The organism is Bacillus sp. FSL L8-0199, from assembly GCF_038005705.1.
In the GTDB taxonomy this organism is placed as follows: domain Bacteria; phylum Bacillota; class Bacilli; order Bacillales; family Bacillaceae_G; genus Bacillus_A; species Bacillus_A cereus.
Window position 1 is genome coordinate 4,267,894 of sequence record NZ_JBBOTS010000001.1, and the last position, 18,308, is coordinate 4,286,201.

Consider the following 18,308-nt stretch of genomic DNA (forward strand, 5'->3'; position numbering starts at 1 on the left):
AGAAAACCTCCGCACTCCGGAGGGTTCTCTACTTCTCTAACGTATTACGAATTTGTTCCATTCGCATTTTTCCCCAATCATACATCATTTCAACGATCGGTAAAAGTGACATGCCTAGTTCCGTCATATAATACTCAACGCGAGGAGGAATTTCGGGATATACTGTCCGATCAACAATTCCATCTTCCATTAACTCTTTTAATTGGTTCGACAAAACTTTATGAGAAATGCTTGGGAATAACCGTTGTAATTCACTGAAACGATGTGGCCCTTCCACACCAAGATGCCACAGTATCACAACTTTCCACTTTCCACTAATAATAGAAAGCGTCAATTCCTTTTCACAATTAAAATTACCATTTTGTATTTTTTCTTGAATATCTTTTCGAATATTTTCGGACATTAACAATCTCCTAACTCTATATGAACTAAAAAGCTCTCTCATTATTGTAAATGAGAGCTGCTCAGATGTCTAAAAAGTAATTATACAGAAAAAAGAAGCCGCACAAACGACTTCTTTTTTATTTCAAATATTAGTTGTCATCCATTTTCAGTACAGCCATAAATGCCTCTTGCGGTACTTCTACAGAACCAACAGACTTCATACGTTTTTTACCTTCTTTTTGCTTATCAAGAAGTTTACGCTTACGAGAAATGTCACCACCGTAACATTTTGCAAGTACGTTTTTACGCATCGCTTTAATTGTAGAACGTGCTACAACTTTATTTCCGATAGTCGCCTGAATTGGCACTTCAAATTGTTGTCTCGGAATTAATTCTTTTAATTTCTCTACGATTACTTTACCACGGTCATACGCTGAATCACGGTGTACGATAAATGATAAAGCATCCACTTGTTCATTATTTAAAAGAATATCCATTTTCACAAGTTTAGATGGTTTATAGCCAATTAACTCGTAGTCAAATGATGCATACCCTTTCGTATTTGATTTCAATTGATCGAAGAAGTCATATACGATTTCTGATAACGGGATTTCATATGTTAATGTAACACGCGTTTCATCTAAATATTGCATATCAATAAACGTTCCACGTTTACCTTGGCAAATCTCCATTACAGCTCCAACATAGTCATTCGGAACCATAATTGAAGCCTTCACAAACGGCTCTTCTACACGATCGATAGACTGTGGATCTGGCATATTAGATGGGTTATCAACAATAACATCTTCACCGTTAGTTAAATAAACTTTATAAATAACGCTTGGCGCTGTTGTAATTAAGTCAATCTTAAATTCACGTTCAATACGTTCTTGAATGATTTCCATGTGAAGAAGCCCTAAGAAACCACAACGGAAACCAAATCCTAGCGCTTGAGATGTTTCTGGTTCAAACTCAAGAGCAGAATCGTTTAACTCTAATTTTTCTAATGCATCACGTAAATCGTTATAACGAGCAGAGTCAATTGGATACAGACCACAGAATACCATCGGGTTTAACTTACGGTAACCTGCTAACGGCTCTGCAGCTGGACGTTTCGCATGTGTAATCGTATCACCAACACGTGTGTCACCAACATTTTTAATCGATGCTGCTAAGAAACCTACATCACCTACTGTTAACTCGTCACGTTGCGTAGTTTTCGGTGTAAATACACCTACTTCTGTTACTTCAAATTCTTTACCCGTTGCCATCATACGTACTTTATCGCCAACTTTTACTGTTCCATTTACAACACGGATATAAGCAATTACACCGCGGTACGGATCATATAAAGAGTCGAAAATCATACATTGTAATGGCTCTTCTGAATCACCCGACGGAGCTGGTACTTTTTCAACAATTTGTTCTAAAATTTCTTCAATACCAATTCCAGCTTTCGCAGAAGCAAGTACCGCTTCTGATGCATCTAAACCAATTACATCTTCTACCTCTTGACGTACACGTTCTGGATCCGCACTTGGTAAGTCGATTTTATTAATAACTGGTAAAATTTCCAAATTGTTATCAAGCGCTAAGTATACGTTTGCTAACGTTTGCGCTTCAATACCTTGCGCTGCATCTACTACAAGAATCGCGCCTTCACAAGCCGCTAAACTACGAGATACTTCGTACGTAAAGTCGACATGTCCTGGTGTATCAATTAAATGAAGAATATACTCTTCACCATCTTTTGCTTTATAGTTTAATTGTACTGCGTTTAATTTGATTGTAATACCACGCTCACGCTCTAAATCCATAGAGTCAAGCAACTGAGCTTTCATTTCGCGTTGTGTTAACGCGTTTGTTTTCTCTAAAATACGGTCTGCTAACGTTGATTTTCCGTGGTCAATATGAGCAATAATAGAGAAATTACGAATTTTGGACTGTCTTTTTGCTCTTTCTTCTTTATTCATCTATGTTCTCAACTCCTAATAGTCTCGCCAATATACACTAGCACTGATTATATCAATAGAGCAACAAAGATTCAATGAAAACTCGTGCTGCTTACGATACAAATCATTCTATCTATATCTTATGCGAATAAACCATAAGAGACAAACCCTTTTCAAATTTTAAAACGGCTGTCCTACAAATCAGTAAAACAACCGCCTCCCATGTTACTCTTAGCTAAAAATTCCTTTTATTTTCCCAACAACTATATCCGTCCCGAACTTCGTCATTTCATAAGCTACACTTGCTACCGCCATCCCAATTCCTTCTACAACATTAAAACTTCTTAAACGTTCTAATTGCTGTTGTTTTTCTGAGGCCGAAAACGAGCTACCCAAAATTTCTGATTCAGCACCTGTACTTTCTGTCCCTGTCATATGAGCTATTTGTTCATATGACAATTGCTGATAGCCTTTCATACTTTTCAAACCATGATTAGCAAGTGCCACTCCTGCTATCATCATAAGTAAACATAAAGCTACACTACATATACACAAAAGCGCAAAGCGACTCAAACCATAATCATCCGTTCCCCTCAATGTGTATATGCTCCCGTATTATCTTGATCAATTTGATGATGTAGCGCTGCATTTAAACCACTCGCTATTACATTCGCCATATCCTCAATAAAAGTATCTACTTCTTTTGGGGTTACCATTAAATTATGACCAAGAGGAGATAGCACTTCATAAATCAGCCTTCTTTTTTCTTCTTCTTCCAACGTACCAACAGCACCTAAAAACATATTTCTGCTCTTTTCATCCGGCATATCTTCTTCTGTTAATTTTTTCTTTTCTCCAAATGAAAATCCCGCTGGTAACAAAGATTGTGAAGGTTTATTTCCTTCTTTCATCTCTCGACCAAAATGTTTCAAAATAAAATCAATCGTATCACTTGTAATCGAAACAGCATCGACCACAGTCGGAACACCAATTGCGATAACAGGGATACCTAATGTGTCTTTACTTAGTTCTTTACGTTTATTCCCAACCCCTGATCCAGGATGGATTCCGGTATCAGAAATTTGTATCGTGCTATTTACTCGTTCAATAGAACGGGCAGCTAATGCATCAATTGCAATTACAAAGTCCGGGTTCGTCTTCTCAATAATTCCATAAATAACATCGCTCGTTTCGATTCCTGTAATCCCCATTACCCCCGGCCGAATTGCACTAACAGGCCTAAATCCTTCTTCTACACTTTCAGGCTGCAATTGAAACAAATGTCTCGTTACTAATACATTTTCTACAACTATCGGTCCAAGAGCATCTGGTGTTACATTCCAATTCCCAAGACCTACAATTAAACAGCTTGCTTCTTTTGTAACTCCAACCTCTTCTAAGAAACAAGAAAATTCTTTTGCAAAAATACGCTCCACTTTTTGTTGAAGTTCTGTATCTTGCTGACGTATCCCTTGTACTTCAAGTGTTAAATAATTTCCAGGTTTTTTCCCCATCGCTTCAGAGGCAGCTTCATCAATCGTTACTTTTGTAATTATAGTACCTTCTTCTTCTCTCTCTTTTACAATAACTCCCTGTATCCCTTTTTGTTCTTCTTGGCTTTCTTGCAACATTTGATGAGCTTCTACAGCAAGGTCAGTTCTAATGCTATATTTACTTAAATCTAATGGTTCTTTCATCGTATCTCCTCCGTAATTCATAGTAAATATCGTTAGATTTCCCAAAGTTATATAAGGTCATTCTTTCCTTTACGTGAAATTTCATGGATATACTATTGCAATTCTCTTCACCGTTTGATAGAATATCACTTGTTCTATGTAAGAATCGAGTCATTCGATTGCACCAGGGAGGTGAAAAGTATGGCAAACATCAAATCTGCTATCAAACGCGCTAAACTTAGCGAAGAGCGTCGTGCACATAACGCTTCTATCAAGTCTGACATGCGTTCTGCTGTTAAAACTGTAGAAGCTTTAGTTACTAATAACGATCTTGAAAATGCTAAAGAAGCTTTCAAAACTGCTTCTAAAAAACTTGACAAAGCAGCTCGTAAAGGTCTTATCCACCAAAACGCTGCAGCTCGTCAAAAATCTCGCTTAGCGAAACAAGTAAACGCGTAAGGCGTTTAAAAAACGATCCATTTGGATCGTTTTTTTATATACAAAAAAGTTCATGCACTAAATACATGAACTTTTTTGTGTCATCACATATGATTTAATCGCATTAAGAAAAATTCGAGCACAAGCTTCTTATCCATCTTTCCCGTCTTCATACTATAATCAGCTTCCGCTAATTCTATAATCACTTTTTTTAATTCTTCAAAAGAGAAAAACTTCGTTTGATTCATTGCTAACTTTACACGATACGGATGTACACCAATATGAGACGCAATTTGATTTTGTCCATAACCACGTTGCTGTAGCTCTTTCACTTGATACAACAAGCGGAATTGACTCACTAATAACGCAAGCAATTTAATCGGCTCTTCCTGCTGCGTAAATAATCCATCCAAAATTTGCATTGCACCTGCAATATCTTTTTTCACCACTTTTTCTGTCAAAGCAAATACATTTTGCTCAACTGATTTTGGCACAAGCTCTGCAACAAGTTTCGTCGTAATCTCTCCGCCCATACCAACGTATAACGTTAACTTGTCCATTTCCTTCGCCAACATCGTTACATTACTTCCCACAAGCTCTAGCAACAAACTAACAGCCGCGTTATCAATATGCACATGCACTTCATCTGCACGAGCAACAATCCACTTCTGAACATCCTGTACTTGCATCGCATTCGCTTCTACTACATCTGCTGTTTTCTTTAATAGTTTTGTAATTTTTTTTCGCTCATCAAGTTTTTCGTAAGGCGCAACAAAAACAAGAATAGAAAATGGAGAAGGTTCACCAATGTATTCTTCTAAAATTTTTATATTTTGCTCTAACTTTTCTTTTTGCGAAGTCAAAAATAGCGGTGATTTTATTAACAGTACTTTCCGTTCTCCGAAGAAAGGAAGCGTACGCGCATCCTCAACCACATCTTCTAAATACGCTTCTTCTAAATCGTATGTCACAACATTAAACTCTCGATCTTCTTCTTCAAGTGCTTCTGTCGTAATAAGCTTTATCGTTTCATTTATAAAAAAAGCTTCCGTTCCATATATTAAATATAACGGAGCAAACTGTTTCTTTTTAATTTTTTTATGTATATCACTCATACTTTTTCCTACTCCCTAACTTGGCAATATATATTTATACTAATGCCCTAGCTGTTGTTTTACAAGTACAAAGGAACAGGCTTTATAACCCGTCCCTTTATTTATATTAAACGCCACGCAATAAGCCCCGGGTTTCTTATTGGTGTGCGGTAATCACCTTCCCTTTATTATTCGCAATAAAAATTTGAGTATAAGTGCCAACTGTTAACATGCTTGGAAACGAAAAACTCACATTACTTCATGATTTAAAAGTAACAAAAAAGCTCGTTTTCTCTTCATATGGAAATTGTAGATTTTTTTCTGACAATATTTTATACTAAAGTGGAATGTTGGGGAGGGATTCTAAATGAATGATTTTGAACAAAACGTTCAAAGTAAACGCAATGACGCTATTGATTCAGGGGTAGGATTTATCGTCTCATTTGGTTTTTTCGCAACACTTTTCATCATTGCAACTGTTATTAAATTTATCGGTTCTTAAAGACTGCCACTTCATGGCAGTCTTCTCTTTTTCATCTATTATGTGTTTTATCATATGTGATTTTACTTTTAAAGGTTCCATTTTCCCCTTTAAAAACATAGGAAATAGCACCTTGCTTGTCCGTGCGCCATATCGCACTCCCCATCTTCTCAAAACGCTCTATCACTTCTTTATGCGGGTGTCCATACCTATTCTGCTTACCAACAGATATAATCGCTACACGAGGCTGTATGACGTTCAAAAAAGGCTCTATAGATGACGTATTACTCCCATGATGAGCAACTTTTAAAACATCCACTTGTAAATCTGGATATGCCTCTACTAAAACCTTTTCCCCTTCTTCTTCCAAATCGCCTGTAAATAGCCACTTCAACCCTCCAAATTTTGCCCATATTACAATTGAAGCGTTATTTTCGCTTTTTTCTTTTCCTTTTGGAGCTAAAACGAAAAATTCCGCTTCATTTACACTCCAACTCTCCCCTTCCCCCACTTCAGTTATTTTCATTTCCTTTTCTAATGCCCGTTTCTTTACTACTTTTTCTAATACTGCATCTTTTCCCTTTCGGCCAAATACCACTTCTTTTACAGGTATATATGATAATAATTCTTGCGCAGCACCTATATGATCTGCATCTCCATGCGTTACGATTAATTTATCAATTGTTTTAATACCTTCTTTTTGTAAAAAGGGGATTAATACATCATTTCCAACAGAAAATTCATGCTTTTTTTGTTGCCATTCTTCCTTATTCACACGAAGCGTTCCACCTGTATCAATAAGATAAATCCCTTTATCATACGGAAGGCGAATTAATATTGCATCACCTTGTCCAACATCAATAAATGTTACACTTCCGCTTCCTCTAAAATATGGATATATATAATGACATGTGCTAATAAAAAGAAATACACTCGCAACTATACAAACTATTTTTTTCGGCGCTCTCCTTTCCCAAACCATCAATATACTGACAATACTCGCGCAATATACAGCTACAAGATTGAAGGGCGTTTCCCCGAAGATAAGCTGGGTAAATGGTAAACTTTCACAATAACTTAGAAAATCATTAGACATACTCAAGCCTATTGATAATACATCCGCAAATCCTTTTGCGAGAAACGGGACAATTGGCATACACAGTAAAATAATAATGCTACATGGTAATACAATGATAGATAAAAACGGAACGTATAAGAGATTGAGGAGAATGCTATATGGAGAAAAATAACCAAAGTGATATAACAAAATCGGAGTACTAACGAGCTGTGAAATGATAGAAATATAAATAGAATTTCGGATTACTCCGTTGCTACCCCCTAACAATAACGGAGCAGACAAAAGTAAAGCGAAGCTACCTACAAATGAAAACTGAAATCCAATATTAAAAACAAGATAAGGGTCATATATAAGCATACATATAGCTGTTACACTTAAAGCATCTAAACTAGATAAACGAATCGAGCACATAAAAGCAATCAACATCAAAACTCCTGTTATAGAAGCTCTTATAACAGAGGGTGACGCCCCTGCTAAAACCATATACAAAGGAATACAAACGATAAGGCAAATTGTTGCTACCTCCCTTGTCACACCGCTTCTTAGCAAAATAAAATATACTATCACCATTAACAATACAATGTGCGAACCTGAAATTGCTAACAAATGTACAAGACCAAATTGTTGATATTGCTCTTCCACTTCAAACGTCATTTGTTGTCTATCACCAAATAGTAATGCATTCATAAAAGCACCTGATTGCTCTGGAAACATTTCTGTAACTTTCGAGATTGCTTGTTGCCTCAAAAGAAGAATCCATTGCGTGAGCGACAGTGATGTTTTATAGCATTCAGAAATATATGTAGCCTCAAATGTGAAATGAATATGTTGTTTGTATAAATAATCACGGTAATTAAAACCATGAAAATTCCGAGCTGTTTCCGGTTCTTTCCTCTCACCCTCGAATACACATGATATCCCTGCGTATAATTGTTGCATTTTTTTCTTTTCCAAGACTGATTTGATTCTATAACTTAACTGCACTATATTTTTATTCTGATCTTCAAATTGAAAAGATAGGCGATCCCCATTAACAAGCGGTGTATTTTGTATAACCCCTCTTGTAACTCCATAGGACTCCCCTAGAGGCTTATTCCACGTTTGAACATAGGAAGTGTATATAGCGCTACTAAAGCACGCTACAATACAAAAAATGAAGGTTTTACGCGAAGTGCGATATAAACAGAAGAAAACATTTAAAAAGAGGCAAAAAACTATCAATAAAAGTGACGAGGAAAAAGCAATTGCAACCCCTATTATAAACGAGATTGCAACATACCCCCATTGTTCCTGCAACTTATACTCACTCCTTATAGCATCATTTTTGCTTTCGTGAATACATGCTGTAATTCTTCCATTGATAAATTATCTTTTTCTAAAGACGCAAATAATTCTTTCAACTCTGTATAACGTTTTTGCTCCTCTAATGCAGCAATATCATATTCTAGCGGAACGTGCTTCACTGTTACGTTCGCTTGTTCAAATAACTCTATGGCGTATGGATGATTTTTATAATCCTGTGCATAATAAACCGCTGTAATACCACTTTGAATAATCGCCTTACAACATTGTAAACAAGGGAAATGCGTAACGTAAATTTCTGCTTCCTCTGTTTTCGCACCAAACTTGGCACATTGTAATAAAGCATTCATTTCGGCATGAATTGTCCGAACACAATGATTATCGATTACGTAACAACCATCATCTATACAATGTACGCCACCTTTAATTGAACCATTATACCCACCAGCAATAATTCGTTTATCGCGAACGATTGTCGCTCCTACCGCAAGCCTTGTACATGTACTACGCAAAGATAGTAGATGGCTTTGCGTCATAAAATATTGATCCCATGAAATTCGTTCCATATTTTTCACCTACTTTTTTGTCTACTTGTAGTGTAGCGAAAGAAGAAAAACTTCGTCAATCTTTTACGGAATAATAATTTGATCTTTTATCTTTTCAAGAGACTTCGCACCAATCCCATCAATCTCTAATAAATCTTCTATTTTCTGAAACGGACCATGTTCTTCTCGATATTTCAAAATACTTTCTGCCTTTCGAGAGCCAATCCCTGTAATTTTTTCTAGTTGTTCTTTCGCCGCTGTATTTATTCGAATCTTGCCATCTTCCTTAGAAGAAGTAAGCACCCCTTGTTCTGACTCATTTTTACTCGGTATATAAAGAAGCATTTGATCTTGTACAATTTGTGCTAAATTTACTTTTTTCATATCTACTTCTGATAAAAAACCACCAGCCTTTTGAACCGCATCCTTTACGCGATCTCCTTCCTTCATTTCATATACCCCTTCTTTACTAACCGCTCCTTTCACATCAATTATAATTGTTCTTTTCTGTTCCTTTGTATCCGATATTTTCGGTTTACCCTTTTTTTCTATCTCCTTCTCTTGTACATTCATTGTAATAGGCGTTCGTTCTACACTCTGATTCGTTTTCCAAAAAACAAGAAAAAGTAAAGTTCCAATAATAGCTACTAAACCTAACCACTTTTTCGGAAAATCCCACATCATTTTACACCTCTAATCATAAATTTATAACATCATTCATATTGTTTAGGAGAAAGCTGTTACGAAGGAGGGATGAAACTTTGAACATAGGAATTATAGGGACAGGAAACATGGGAAATATACTAATCGATGCATTTTTAGAAACCCGTGCTGTCAAACCTTCTTGCCTTACAATCATTAATCGGACGCCTGCAAAAGCATATCATATAAAAGAAAAATACCCTTCTGTTCAGATAGCAAAAACAATCCCGGAAGTAATCGAACAATCACAACTTATTTTTATTTGTGTTAAGCCGATAGATATATACCCTATCCTAAAAAAATACGCTGAACATTTTTCTGATGAAACGTGCTTAGTTTCTATTACAAGTCCAATATCTCCATCACAATTAGAGACTCTCGTACCTTGCCACGTCGCGCGTATCATTCCAAGTATCACAAATCGCGCGCTCTCTGGCGCCTCACTATTTACATTTGGAGATAATTGCTCTGAAGAATGGCAACAAAAACTACTTCGTCTATTCAAAAACATTTCTACACCTCTTGTAATAAAAGAAGATATAACGCGCGTTTCATCTGATATAGCAAGTTGCGGTCCTGCTTTCTTTAGTTATTTACTACAATGCTTCATTAACGCTGCTGTAGATAAAACAAATATTACACACGAAGAGGCTACTACTTTAGTAAGTGAAATGGTCGTGGGGATGGGGAAATTACTTGAAAAAGAAATCTTCACATTACCTACCTTACAAGAAAAGGTTTGCGTGAAAGGCGGCGTTACTGGGGAAGGCATTCGGGTTTTAGAAGAACACGTTGGAGATATGTTCCATAAGTTAATCGAGCGAACACATGAAAAATTTGATGAAGATTTAGAATGCGTTGATCAGCAATTCAATAAACACACATAATAAATACGTCATTTTCATTCCAAATCCTTTTTATAAATACTTACTTTTTTACAATACATTTTCACTTCAACTACTATTCCCACACTTTACGCATACGATCTTTAGATTATGCTAGAACTAAAAATACATCTTCTTTATAAAACAAAAGCAACCTTCTCGGTTGCTTTTGTTTTTATCCGTTTTTCTTCGCCATGAAGAAAATACGCTCTGTTTGTTCTGTAACTTCAAGTCGCTCAAAATCACCTGTTACACGAAGCACTGTAAAGCCTGCTTCTTCAAGCCATTTCGTTAACTCTTCCACTTGATATGCACGTTGCACGTGACATTCGTCAAACCGATGGTACACATCTTCTTCTGGATCTTGAACAAAGAATGTTAAATCATGCTCTACACTATTTGATTCTTCACCAGGGAAGCAATTCCAAATAAGAGATATTTCTTCTCCATTCACTGTATACGTTTCATTTTGAAATACATGATGTATTTTATATAAAGAGTGTACATCAAATAAAAACAAACCATCTTGACGTAAATGGTGAAATACTCTTCTAAATGTTTCTTGTACTCCATCTTCTTGCAATACATAATTTAATGAATCACAAAAAATCGTTACACAGTCAAACTCACCCGGAACATCAAGCTCGCGCATATCTTGTTGGTAAAAAGGAATAAAATGCCCTTCTCCGCCTAGTTTTTGCTGAGCGACTGTTAACATTTCTTCTGAAAGATCGACACCTATTAAATCGTAACCCTTTTGCACAAGCGGCAGGGTTACATTACCTGTACCGCATGCTACATCAAGAATTTTTGCCTCTTTCATACCTGCCTGCTGTAAACTTCCCTCTGTAAATTCCACCCATTTATCATAAGGGACATCATTCATTAGTTCGTCGTACAACAATGCAAATTGTTCGTATTTCATTGGCCTAACTCTTCTGTAATATCTTCACGTGGCACATCGCCCCATAGACGCTCTAAATTATAGTGATTACGCTCATCTTTATGGAATACATGAGCAACTACATCTCCAAGATCAACTAATACCCAACGTGCTTCGTCAAACCCTTCCATACGTTGTACGTCGATTTGGAACTCATGTGCTTTTGATTTAATTTCACGTGCAATTGCTTGTACTTGTTTATCTGAATTACCGTGACAAATAATGAAATAATCTGCAATTGGTGAAATACCTTGCATATTTAGGACAACCATATCTTCTGCTCTCTTATCATCAGCTGCCTTTGCCGCTAATACTAATAAATCTTTATCGTTCATTTACTCATTTCCTCCTTGATAACTGCATTGTATGTTTGGAATGTTAATGGATAAATCGTCTGATCTTTTTCCATTAAAAATTGAATTGTTCTCTTTAACGCAAATAATAAAGCTTGATTTATATCCGTATATGCGAGTTTACGAGCCTCTTCCACTCCTGGAAACTTTCGCCCAGGTTCAATGTAATCAGCTACATAAATCACTTTATCTAACATCGTCATATTCTCATGACCACTTGTATGATATGTAATAGCTTGCAAAATTTCAGAATCCGTAATGCCTACTTCTTTTTCTACTAAGTATGCCCCAACAGGTGCATGCCATAACTCTTTGTTATAGCAAAGTAAATCTTTCGGCAAATCTTCACGTTTAATAATCTCTTCCATTTCTGAAATTGCTCTACATTTCGCATAATCATGGAATATAGCTGCCATCTCTGCTTTTTTCTCGTCCACACCGTATAACTTAGCAAGCTCAATCGCTGTCTCCATTACACCAATCGTGTGTATATAACGTTTTTCATGCATTTGTTGTTTGACAATATGCAGTGCATTCTCACGATTCATACAACCCATTCCTCTCGATATATACCTGTACTTTTTCAGGAAGTAAATATTTACACGTTTTCTTCTCTTTATATCTCTCACGTAATAAGGATGAAGAAACTGCAAATTCCGGAATTTCCACTGTAGTAATCTTATATGGTGTATGCAATGTATACCCAGGTCTTGCAACTCCAACAAACGTTACAAGATTAAGTAAAGCTTCAATGTTATACCACTTCGGTAAATATTCAACCATATCCCCACCAATAATAAAGTGAAACTGCACATCCGGATACTTCTTCGTCAATTGTAACATAGTGTCATACGTATAAGATGGGCCCTTCCTACTTAGCTCTTCTAAACAAATAGAAAAGTGTTCTTCTGCCTCAGTCGCGAGCTCCAACATATGTAAACGACTTTCTACACTTGTAATATTCCGCCCTTGTTTATGTGGCGGAATCTGGTTTGGCAAGAACCATACTTCTTCCAAGTTCAAAGCGTGATATACTTCATTTGCAATTAGCAAATGTCCATAGTGAGGCGGATCAAATGTACCGCCAATGATGCCAATTTTCCTCAAAAGAAACGCCCCTTCCTTTTATATACAGCAACTCTCCTCGGTTAGGAATGAAGAGAGTTGCTATTAATAAAAGTTCAATTGGTTTCGCTCTCTACATCATTACGCATCAGCGATAAAAATAGCGCATGCTAATCTTTTTATCGAGGAAGCTTAATTTGTTTATTTTCTCTTGATTCTTTGTATAAAACGATTGTGCTTCCAATTACTTGAACGATTTCAGCACGTGCACCTTTTGCAAGTTCTTCCGCAACCTCACGGCGATCAAATTCACAGTTTTGTAATACACTTACTTTAAATAACTCACGAGCTTCTAAAGTATCTGCAATTTGTTTAATCATATTTTCATTTACTCCGCCTTTTCCTACTTGAAAAATTGGTGTTAAATGATGTGCTTGTGCACGTAAAAATCTTTTTTGTTTTCCTGTTAACATATATGTTAGCCTCCAAGCTTTTCTATAACTAATTGTTTCATTCTCTCGATATTTGGCGTGCGTCCTGTCCACATTTCAAATGCAAGTGCTCCTTGATAAACAAACATATCAATACCATTTTGAATGATTGCACCTTGCTCTTTTGCCTCACATAAAATTTTCGTTTGAAATGGATTATAAATTATATCTGATACAATCGTTCCTTTTTTTAACGAACAAATTTGTAATGGCGTATATTCTACGTGCGGATGCATACCTATCGTTGTCGTCTGAATGATAATATCATAATTTCCTTGTTCTTCTGTCGCTTTTTCTAACGACAAAGCAATAGAATTAACATCGGCCGTACGTGCAGCAATAAGTTCCTTCGCCTTATTTACTGTACGATTGGCTACATCAATCTCTTTTACACCTACATCAGCAAGAGAAAAATAAATAGCTCGGCTAGCACCACCTGAACCAAGTAGCAAAATACGTTTCCCTTGAAGTGGTTCATTACTAATTGACTGCAGCGCTCGAACAAAACCAATCCCGTCTGTGTTATAGCCAATTAATCTTCCATCCTTATGAACCACTGTATTTACTGCACCGATTTTCCTTGCCAATGGGTCAATCTCATCCAAATACTCCATAATAGCAACCTTGTGCGGAGTTGTTACATTAAATCCTGAAATACCTAATGCTTTTAAACCTCTTACTGCTTCCCCTAGCAATTCCTCTTCAACAAGGAACGCATGATAATGGGCATCCATATTCAAGTGTTCAAATGCATCGTTATGCATAACGGGTGATAATGAATGTCCAATTGGATTTCCGATTACACCATATAATTGTTTCATAAATCCCTCTCCATATTAAATTAAAGATTTACGTAGTGAAACACTTACTCCTTTTGGTACGTGTGCAACAATTTTTGCTCCTGGTTCGTTCACAGTAACCCATCCTAATCCAGAGAATACAACATCCGTTTTAGGTTCACGAATATTAAATTCGTATTTCACTAGCTCAGGCATATTTGCTAATTCTTCTGGCGTTGGTGGGCTTAGTAAATCCCCGGCATGATTTTTATATAATTCATCTGCTTTCTCAAGCTTTGTACGATGGATTGTTAAGCGATTCGAGAAGTGACAAGTAAATGCACGACGACCACCACTTACATAATCAAAACGTGCCAATCCACTAAAGAATAACGTTTGTTCTTCATTTAATTGGAATACCATCGGCTTAATTTCTTTTGTTGGTGTAATAAGCTTTAAGCTTTGCTTTCCAACATAATGAGCCATTTGGTGGTGGTTAATAATACCTGGCGTATCATATAAAGAAGACTCTTCGTCCAATGGAATATCAATTAAATCCAGTGTTGTTCCTGGGAAATGAGATGTTGTAATTACATTTTCAGTCTCATCACTAAATTCTTTAATCATACGATTAATAAATGTCGATTTCCCTACATTCGTACATCCAACAACATAAACATCTTTGCCGCCGCGATAATACTCAATAGCATCTGCTAGTTCAGCAATTCCTTGTCCCTTCGCTGCACTAATTAAAAAGACATCTTCTGGTTTTAATCCTAGCTGCTTTGCACTATAGCGCATCCAATGTTTTACTTTATCATGTTTTACTGACTTTGGAATTAAATCAGCTTTATTTCCAACAAGTAATACTTTATTATTCCCTACGAAACGATGTAAGCCAGGTAACCAGCTACCATTAAAATCAAAAATATCTACAATTTTGACTACTAATGCATCTGATTTTCCAATTCCATTTAAAATGCGTAGGAAGTCATCATCTGTTAACGATACATCTTGAATTTCATTGTAATGCTTCAGGCGAAAACAACGTTGACAAATGACTTGTTCTTTCTCTAAAGATGAGGCAGGAGCATACCCCACTTCGTTTTTATTTTCTGTTTGAATTTCTACACCGCAACCAATACATTTAATTGTTTCAGTCAAACTTTATTCCTCCCAGTTAATTAAACCTTTTTTCTTCATATTTTTCATAATTCTTCGTTCAATTTTTCGATTAAAGCGCGTTACTAATCCGTCCGTTTGTGCTACCGGTACAACTAAAATTGTATGAAGGCCTACTCGGTTTCCACCAAGCACGTCAGTCAGTAACTGGTCTCCAATTACTACAACTTCATCTGGCTGCAAACGCATCTCTTGTATCGCACGCTTAAATGCGCGAACAAATGGTTTACGTGCACTATGAATAAATGGAATACCTAATGGATCAGCAAAATCTTTCACACGTTGCTCATTATTATTTGAAACGACCGTTACTTGAATGCCTTGCTCTTTCATTTCCAAGAACCATTTTTCAAGTTGTGGCGTTGCATTGGGACGATCCCATTCAATTAAAGTGTTATCTAAGTCAGTAATAACGCCTTTAATCCCACGTTTTTTTAAATCTTCTGGTTGAACATGATATACATTTTTCACATATTCATTTGGTAAAAATAGTTTCAATTTCTTTCACCTCTTTGAGGATTTTTCATAAAATTTTTCGACAACATTTTTCGATATATAACCTGTGGATAAAATTGTACACATTTTCCACATTAATTTTTCAGTTAATTCGGAATTTACTAACAAACTATACACACTTTATCCACCTAGGTATGTGGATAACCACTCGTTTGTGACTGTCATATTTTTTTGGTACATTAAATGCATCAACGAATCAATCCTTATATTATTAGGAGGTGACTCACCTTGAAAACAAAACATATGGAACAGTTATCCACTGAGTTACTCACTGAGTCTTATTATAAAGCAAAAGAACTAAAATTAAATCCCGACTTCATTTTACTTATAAAACAAGAAATCATTAGACGCTCATTAGAGGACAAGCTTGTCAAATCATCTTGATTACATATAAAGTGAAAGTTTAATCAGCCCTTACCAATCAAACAGTTACAGGATAAATTATTAGATGCCTTGTAAAAAGAGCCATCTACGATGGCTCTCGAATAAACAAGTACTCCCATCTAGGGGATTTCATCATTAAGTATCTTTGCCCATAACTCTTACTTACGGTTATAAAAGCTTTTCTTTATTTATGAGCTAAGCGAGTAGCTATTTTTTCACCAAGACGAAGCTCTTGTCCACTCTTTAATTCCTGCACTACTTCTATCATATCTTTTTCAAACAATAACACAACTGTTGAACCAAATGTAAAGTATGCCATTTCTTCACCTTTTTGAACAGTGTCTCTCTCATGCAAAAGCTCGATACTATTAACAAACATAGCACCTACTTTTACAAGAGCCATATGCTCGCCATCACTGCTTACTTCTGTAACAGAACGATAATTTTTTGACAGTGGTTCTTTCCCGTATTCCATACCAGCTGCATTTACCGGATATGATTTTCTACCGAGTACAAATCTTTCAGTCACAGAACCAGAAAGCGGACTATGAATGCGATGATAATGACTTGGACTCAAATAAATTACCATATATGTACCGCCTGCATATCGCGTTGCACGTTCTTCATTACCTAGCATATCCACAATTGAATAGCGCTTTCCTTTAATATCAAATGTTTTTGCATCCTCAATAGGACCATGATCTGCAAAAACACCATCAACAGGACTAACGATACTCGATGCATCTGTATCAATACTACGCTTTCCTTCTTTTAGCTTACGCGTAAATAATTCATGCAATGTTCTATATTCCTTCAAACCCTTTTCCATCTCATCTTGATTAATTTGAAAAACTTTCGCGTACGATGGAATAATGATAGAGCTCAAACGAGATTGTGCAAATTTACGTAATATATAAGAAGTAAAGCGACCATTTGTAAGTTCTATCATAAGTCGATATAATGTACGTCGCAAATTGCGAAACCCCCTAATCAGTCTATAACTTTAGTTTTCCCTTCTTTTCTTTCTATATCATATGTAAAATTGGTTCTTATTCCCACATATCATATAAAGCAGCCTTATTATATATACAGAAAACTAAGTATGGTATTATTCTTAAATTATTTAGCACCTTCTAATATTACAGATAGAATCCGTCATTTTCAACAGTGAACATGTATTTCTTCTTAGCATAACGCGTTTTCTTTTCTTATTTACAATAAGAAAAGCAGCCCATTTTAAATATGGCTGCTTCTAATACACTTTACTCTTTCGCTTTTTTCTCTTTCTCTGCCCTTACAAACTCGTGGAACATTTTCATTAAAGCACGCTTTTCAATCCGTGATACGTAGCTTCTAGAAATACCAAGCGCCTTAGCGATTTCCCGCTGTGTTTTCTCCTTATCTAGCCCAAGTCCAAAACGTTTCACAATCACTTCTTTTTCTCTTTCGTCTAAAATATCGATATACTCTTTAATTTTTTCTAACTCCATACTAAGCTGAATCATATCAATTACATCTTCAGACTCTGATTTTAATATATCAATAAGCGATATTTCATTGCCCTCTTTATCTTGCCCGATCGGATCATGAAGTGAAACATCTTTTTTCGTTTTCTTTAGTACACGTAAATGCATCAAAATTTCATTTTCAATACAGCGTGCTGCATACGTCGCAAGCTTCGTTCCCTTTCCTGCAGAATAGCTCTCGATCGCTTTAATGAGCCCGATCGTACCAATTGAAATTAAATCTTCTGCATCTTCTCCTGTGTTCTCAAATTTTTTAACGATATGAGCTACAAGCCGTAAATTATGTTCAATTAAAAGATTTCTCGCTTGAGCATCACCTTGCTCCATTAACTCTAAGTACTTTCTCTCATCATCTGATGATAACGGCTGCGGGAACGCATTGTTCTTCACATAAGAAACAAAGACAAACACTTCTCGAACCATATATCCAATTGCGGCGAATAGACTCAAACCTTTCACCTCCGCCAAAATAGTGGTCTTTATTATGTGTATGTGGGCGTGAGGTTGTTTGTGTCTGTACAGTTTATTTATAA

The 18,308-nt window shown here is 36.2% G+C and carries 22 protein-coding genes; 4 read left to right on the forward strand and 18 right to left on the reverse strand.

Going from position 1 to position 18,308, the window contains the following annotated elements:
• Window positions 1-28 precede the first annotated feature (28 nt).
• The 4 genes from NST86_RS21915 to gpr form a co-directional block, all read right to left on the reverse strand.
• Window positions 29-403, reverse strand: a complete 375-nt coding sequence (locus tag NST86_RS21915) for a winged helix-turn-helix transcriptional regulator (RefSeq protein WP_001293546.1) — start codon at window positions 401-403, stop codon at window positions 29-31.
• A gap of 130 nt (window positions 404-533) precedes the next feature.
• The gene (gene lepA, locus NST86_RS21920) at window positions 534-2,357 is read right to left on the reverse strand and encodes an elongation factor 4 (protein ID WP_001030951.1); all 1,824 of its coding nucleotides are present in this window, start codon (window positions 2,355-2,357) and stop codon (window positions 534-536) included.
• 210 nt (window positions 2,358-2,567) lie between these two features.
• Window positions 2,568-2,933, reverse strand: coding sequence for a YqxA family protein (locus NST86_RS21925; RefSeq protein WP_001215034.1), 366 nt, complete (start codon window positions 2,931-2,933; stop codon window positions 2,568-2,570).
• Window positions 2,930-4,033, reverse strand: a complete 1,104-nt coding sequence (gpr, locus tag NST86_RS21930; protein WP_227593078.1) for a GPR endopeptidase — start codon at window positions 4,031-4,033, stop codon at window positions 2,930-2,932. The genes NST86_RS21925 and gpr overlap by 4 nt, the downstream gene beginning before the upstream one ends.
• A 180-nt stretch (window positions 4,034-4,213) precedes the next feature.
• Between gpr and rpsT the strand changes: the two genes are divergently transcribed.
• Window positions 4,214-4,471 (forward strand): 30S ribosomal protein S20, encoded by a 258-nt coding sequence (rpsT, locus tag NST86_RS21935; protein WP_001274011.1) that lies wholly within the window; start codon window positions 4,214-4,216, stop codon window positions 4,469-4,471.
• An 83-nt stretch (window positions 4,472-4,554) separates the two neighbouring features.
• Here the strand turns inward: rpsT and holA are convergent, their stop codons facing one another.
• Window positions 4,555-5,565, reverse strand: coding sequence for a DNA polymerase III subunit delta (gene holA, locus NST86_RS21940; RefSeq protein WP_001279908.1), 1,011 nt, complete (start codon window positions 5,563-5,565; stop codon window positions 4,555-4,557).
• A 346-nt stretch (window positions 5,566-5,911) separates the two neighbouring features.
• Between holA and NST86_RS21945 the strand changes: the two genes are divergently transcribed.
• Window positions 5,912-6,046 carry a YqzM family protein gene (locus NST86_RS21945; protein ID WP_000997609.1) on the forward strand — a complete coding sequence of 45 codons (135 nt, stop codon included), beginning with the start codon at window positions 5,912-5,914 and terminating at the stop codon, window positions 6,044-6,046.
• A 31-nt stretch (window positions 6,047-6,077) separates the two neighbouring features.
• On the opposite strand, the gene NST86_RS21950 is transcribed toward NST86_RS21945, so the two are convergent.
• The 3 genes from NST86_RS21950 to NST86_RS21960 form a co-directional block, all read right to left on the reverse strand.
• Complete coding sequence (locus tag NST86_RS21950) at window positions 6,078-8,399, reverse strand: DNA internalization-related competence protein ComEC/Rec2 (protein WP_061663045.1); 2,322 nt, start codon at window positions 8,397-8,399, stop codon at window positions 6,078-6,080.
• A 14-nt stretch (window positions 8,400-8,413) separates the two neighbouring features.
• Complete coding sequence (locus NST86_RS21955; RefSeq protein ID WP_000439773.1) at window positions 8,414-8,971, reverse strand: ComE operon protein 2; 558 nt, start codon at window positions 8,969-8,971, stop codon at window positions 8,414-8,416.
• Between the two features lie 63 nt (window positions 8,972-9,034).
• Window positions 9,035-9,634, reverse strand: a complete 600-nt coding sequence (locus NST86_RS21960; protein WP_000989937.1) for a helix-hairpin-helix domain-containing protein — start codon at window positions 9,632-9,634, stop codon at window positions 9,035-9,037.
• A gap of 77 nt (window positions 9,635-9,711) precedes the next feature.
• Here NST86_RS21960 and comER point away from each other — a divergent pair, with 77 nt between their 5' ends.
• Window positions 9,712-10,539 carry a late competence protein ComER gene (comER, locus tag NST86_RS21965; protein ID WP_001020560.1) on the forward strand — a complete coding sequence of 276 codons (828 nt, stop codon included), beginning with the start codon at window positions 9,712-9,714 and terminating at the stop codon, window positions 10,537-10,539.
• A 172-nt stretch (window positions 10,540-10,711) separates the two neighbouring features.
• On the opposite strand, the gene NST86_RS21970 is transcribed toward comER, so the two are convergent.
• From NST86_RS21970 to NST86_RS22005, 8 genes are all read right to left on the reverse strand, one after another.
• Entirely contained in the window at window positions 10,712-11,461 is a 750-nt protein-coding gene (locus tag NST86_RS21970) for a class I SAM-dependent methyltransferase (protein ID WP_000873080.1), read from the reverse strand.
• Window positions 11,458-11,814 (reverse strand): ribosome silencing factor, encoded by a 357-nt coding sequence (rsfS, locus tag NST86_RS21975; protein WP_000998173.1) that lies wholly within the window; start codon window positions 11,812-11,814, stop codon window positions 11,458-11,460. The genes NST86_RS21970 and rsfS overlap by 4 nt, the downstream gene beginning before the upstream one ends.
• Window positions 11,811-12,380 (reverse strand): bis(5'-nucleosyl)-tetraphosphatase (symmetrical) YqeK, encoded by a 570-nt coding sequence (yqeK, locus tag NST86_RS21980; protein WP_001078477.1) that lies wholly within the window; start codon window positions 12,378-12,380, stop codon window positions 11,811-11,813. The genes rsfS and yqeK overlap by 4 nt, the downstream gene beginning before the upstream one ends.
• Window positions 12,370-12,939 (reverse strand): nicotinate-nucleotide adenylyltransferase, encoded by a 570-nt coding sequence (nadD, locus tag NST86_RS21985; protein WP_001226048.1) that lies wholly within the window; start codon window positions 12,937-12,939, stop codon window positions 12,370-12,372. The genes yqeK and nadD overlap by 11 nt, the downstream gene beginning before the upstream one ends.
• A 137-nt stretch (window positions 12,940-13,076) precedes the next feature.
• Window positions 13,077-13,370 carry a ribosome assembly RNA-binding protein YhbY gene (yhbY, locus tag NST86_RS21990; protein ID WP_000955224.1) on the reverse strand — a complete coding sequence of 98 codons (294 nt, stop codon included), beginning with the start codon at window positions 13,368-13,370 and terminating at the stop codon, window positions 13,077-13,079.
• Window positions 13,371-13,375: 5 nt separating this feature from the next.
• A complete protein-coding gene (gene aroE, locus NST86_RS21995; protein ID WP_044795880.1) occupies window positions 13,376-14,209 on the reverse strand; it encodes a shikimate dehydrogenase in 834 nt (277 codons plus the stop codon).
• Between the two features lie 15 nt (window positions 14,210-14,224).
• Complete coding sequence (gene yqeH, locus NST86_RS22000) at window positions 14,225-15,331, reverse strand: ribosome biogenesis GTPase YqeH (RefSeq protein WP_000140799.1); 1,107 nt, start codon at window positions 15,329-15,331, stop codon at window positions 14,225-14,227.
• Window positions 15,332-15,334: 3 nt separating this feature from the next.
• Window positions 15,335-15,847, reverse strand: coding sequence for a YqeG family HAD IIIA-type phosphatase (locus NST86_RS22005; RefSeq protein ID WP_000765314.1), 513 nt, complete (start codon window positions 15,845-15,847; stop codon window positions 15,335-15,337).
• 246 nt (window positions 15,848-16,093) lie between these two features.
• On the opposite strand from NST86_RS22005, the gene NST86_RS22010 reads away from it, so the two are divergent.
• Window positions 16,094-16,249: a sporulation histidine kinase inhibitor Sda gene (locus NST86_RS22010; RefSeq protein WP_000850094.1), complete on the forward strand. Its 156-nt coding sequence runs from the start codon at window positions 16,094-16,096 to the stop codon at window positions 16,247-16,249.
• A 184-nt stretch (window positions 16,250-16,433) separates the two neighbouring features.
• Here NST86_RS22010 and NST86_RS22015 read toward each other — a convergent pair whose 3' ends face one another.
• Together NST86_RS22015 and sigK are read right to left on the reverse strand one after the other, a co-directional pair.
• A complete protein-coding gene (locus tag NST86_RS22015) occupies window positions 16,434-17,222 on the reverse strand; it encodes a phosphatidylserine decarboxylase (protein ID WP_001254992.1) in 789 nt (262 codons plus the stop codon).
• Between the two features lie 289 nt (window positions 17,223-17,511).
• On the reverse strand, window positions 17,512-18,225 hold the full coding sequence (gene sigK, locus NST86_RS22020; protein ID WP_000051382.1) for an RNA polymerase sporulation sigma factor SigK: 714 nt from the start codon (window positions 18,223-18,225) through the stop codon (window positions 17,512-17,514).
• Between the last annotated feature and the right edge of the window lie 83 nt (window positions 18,226-18,308).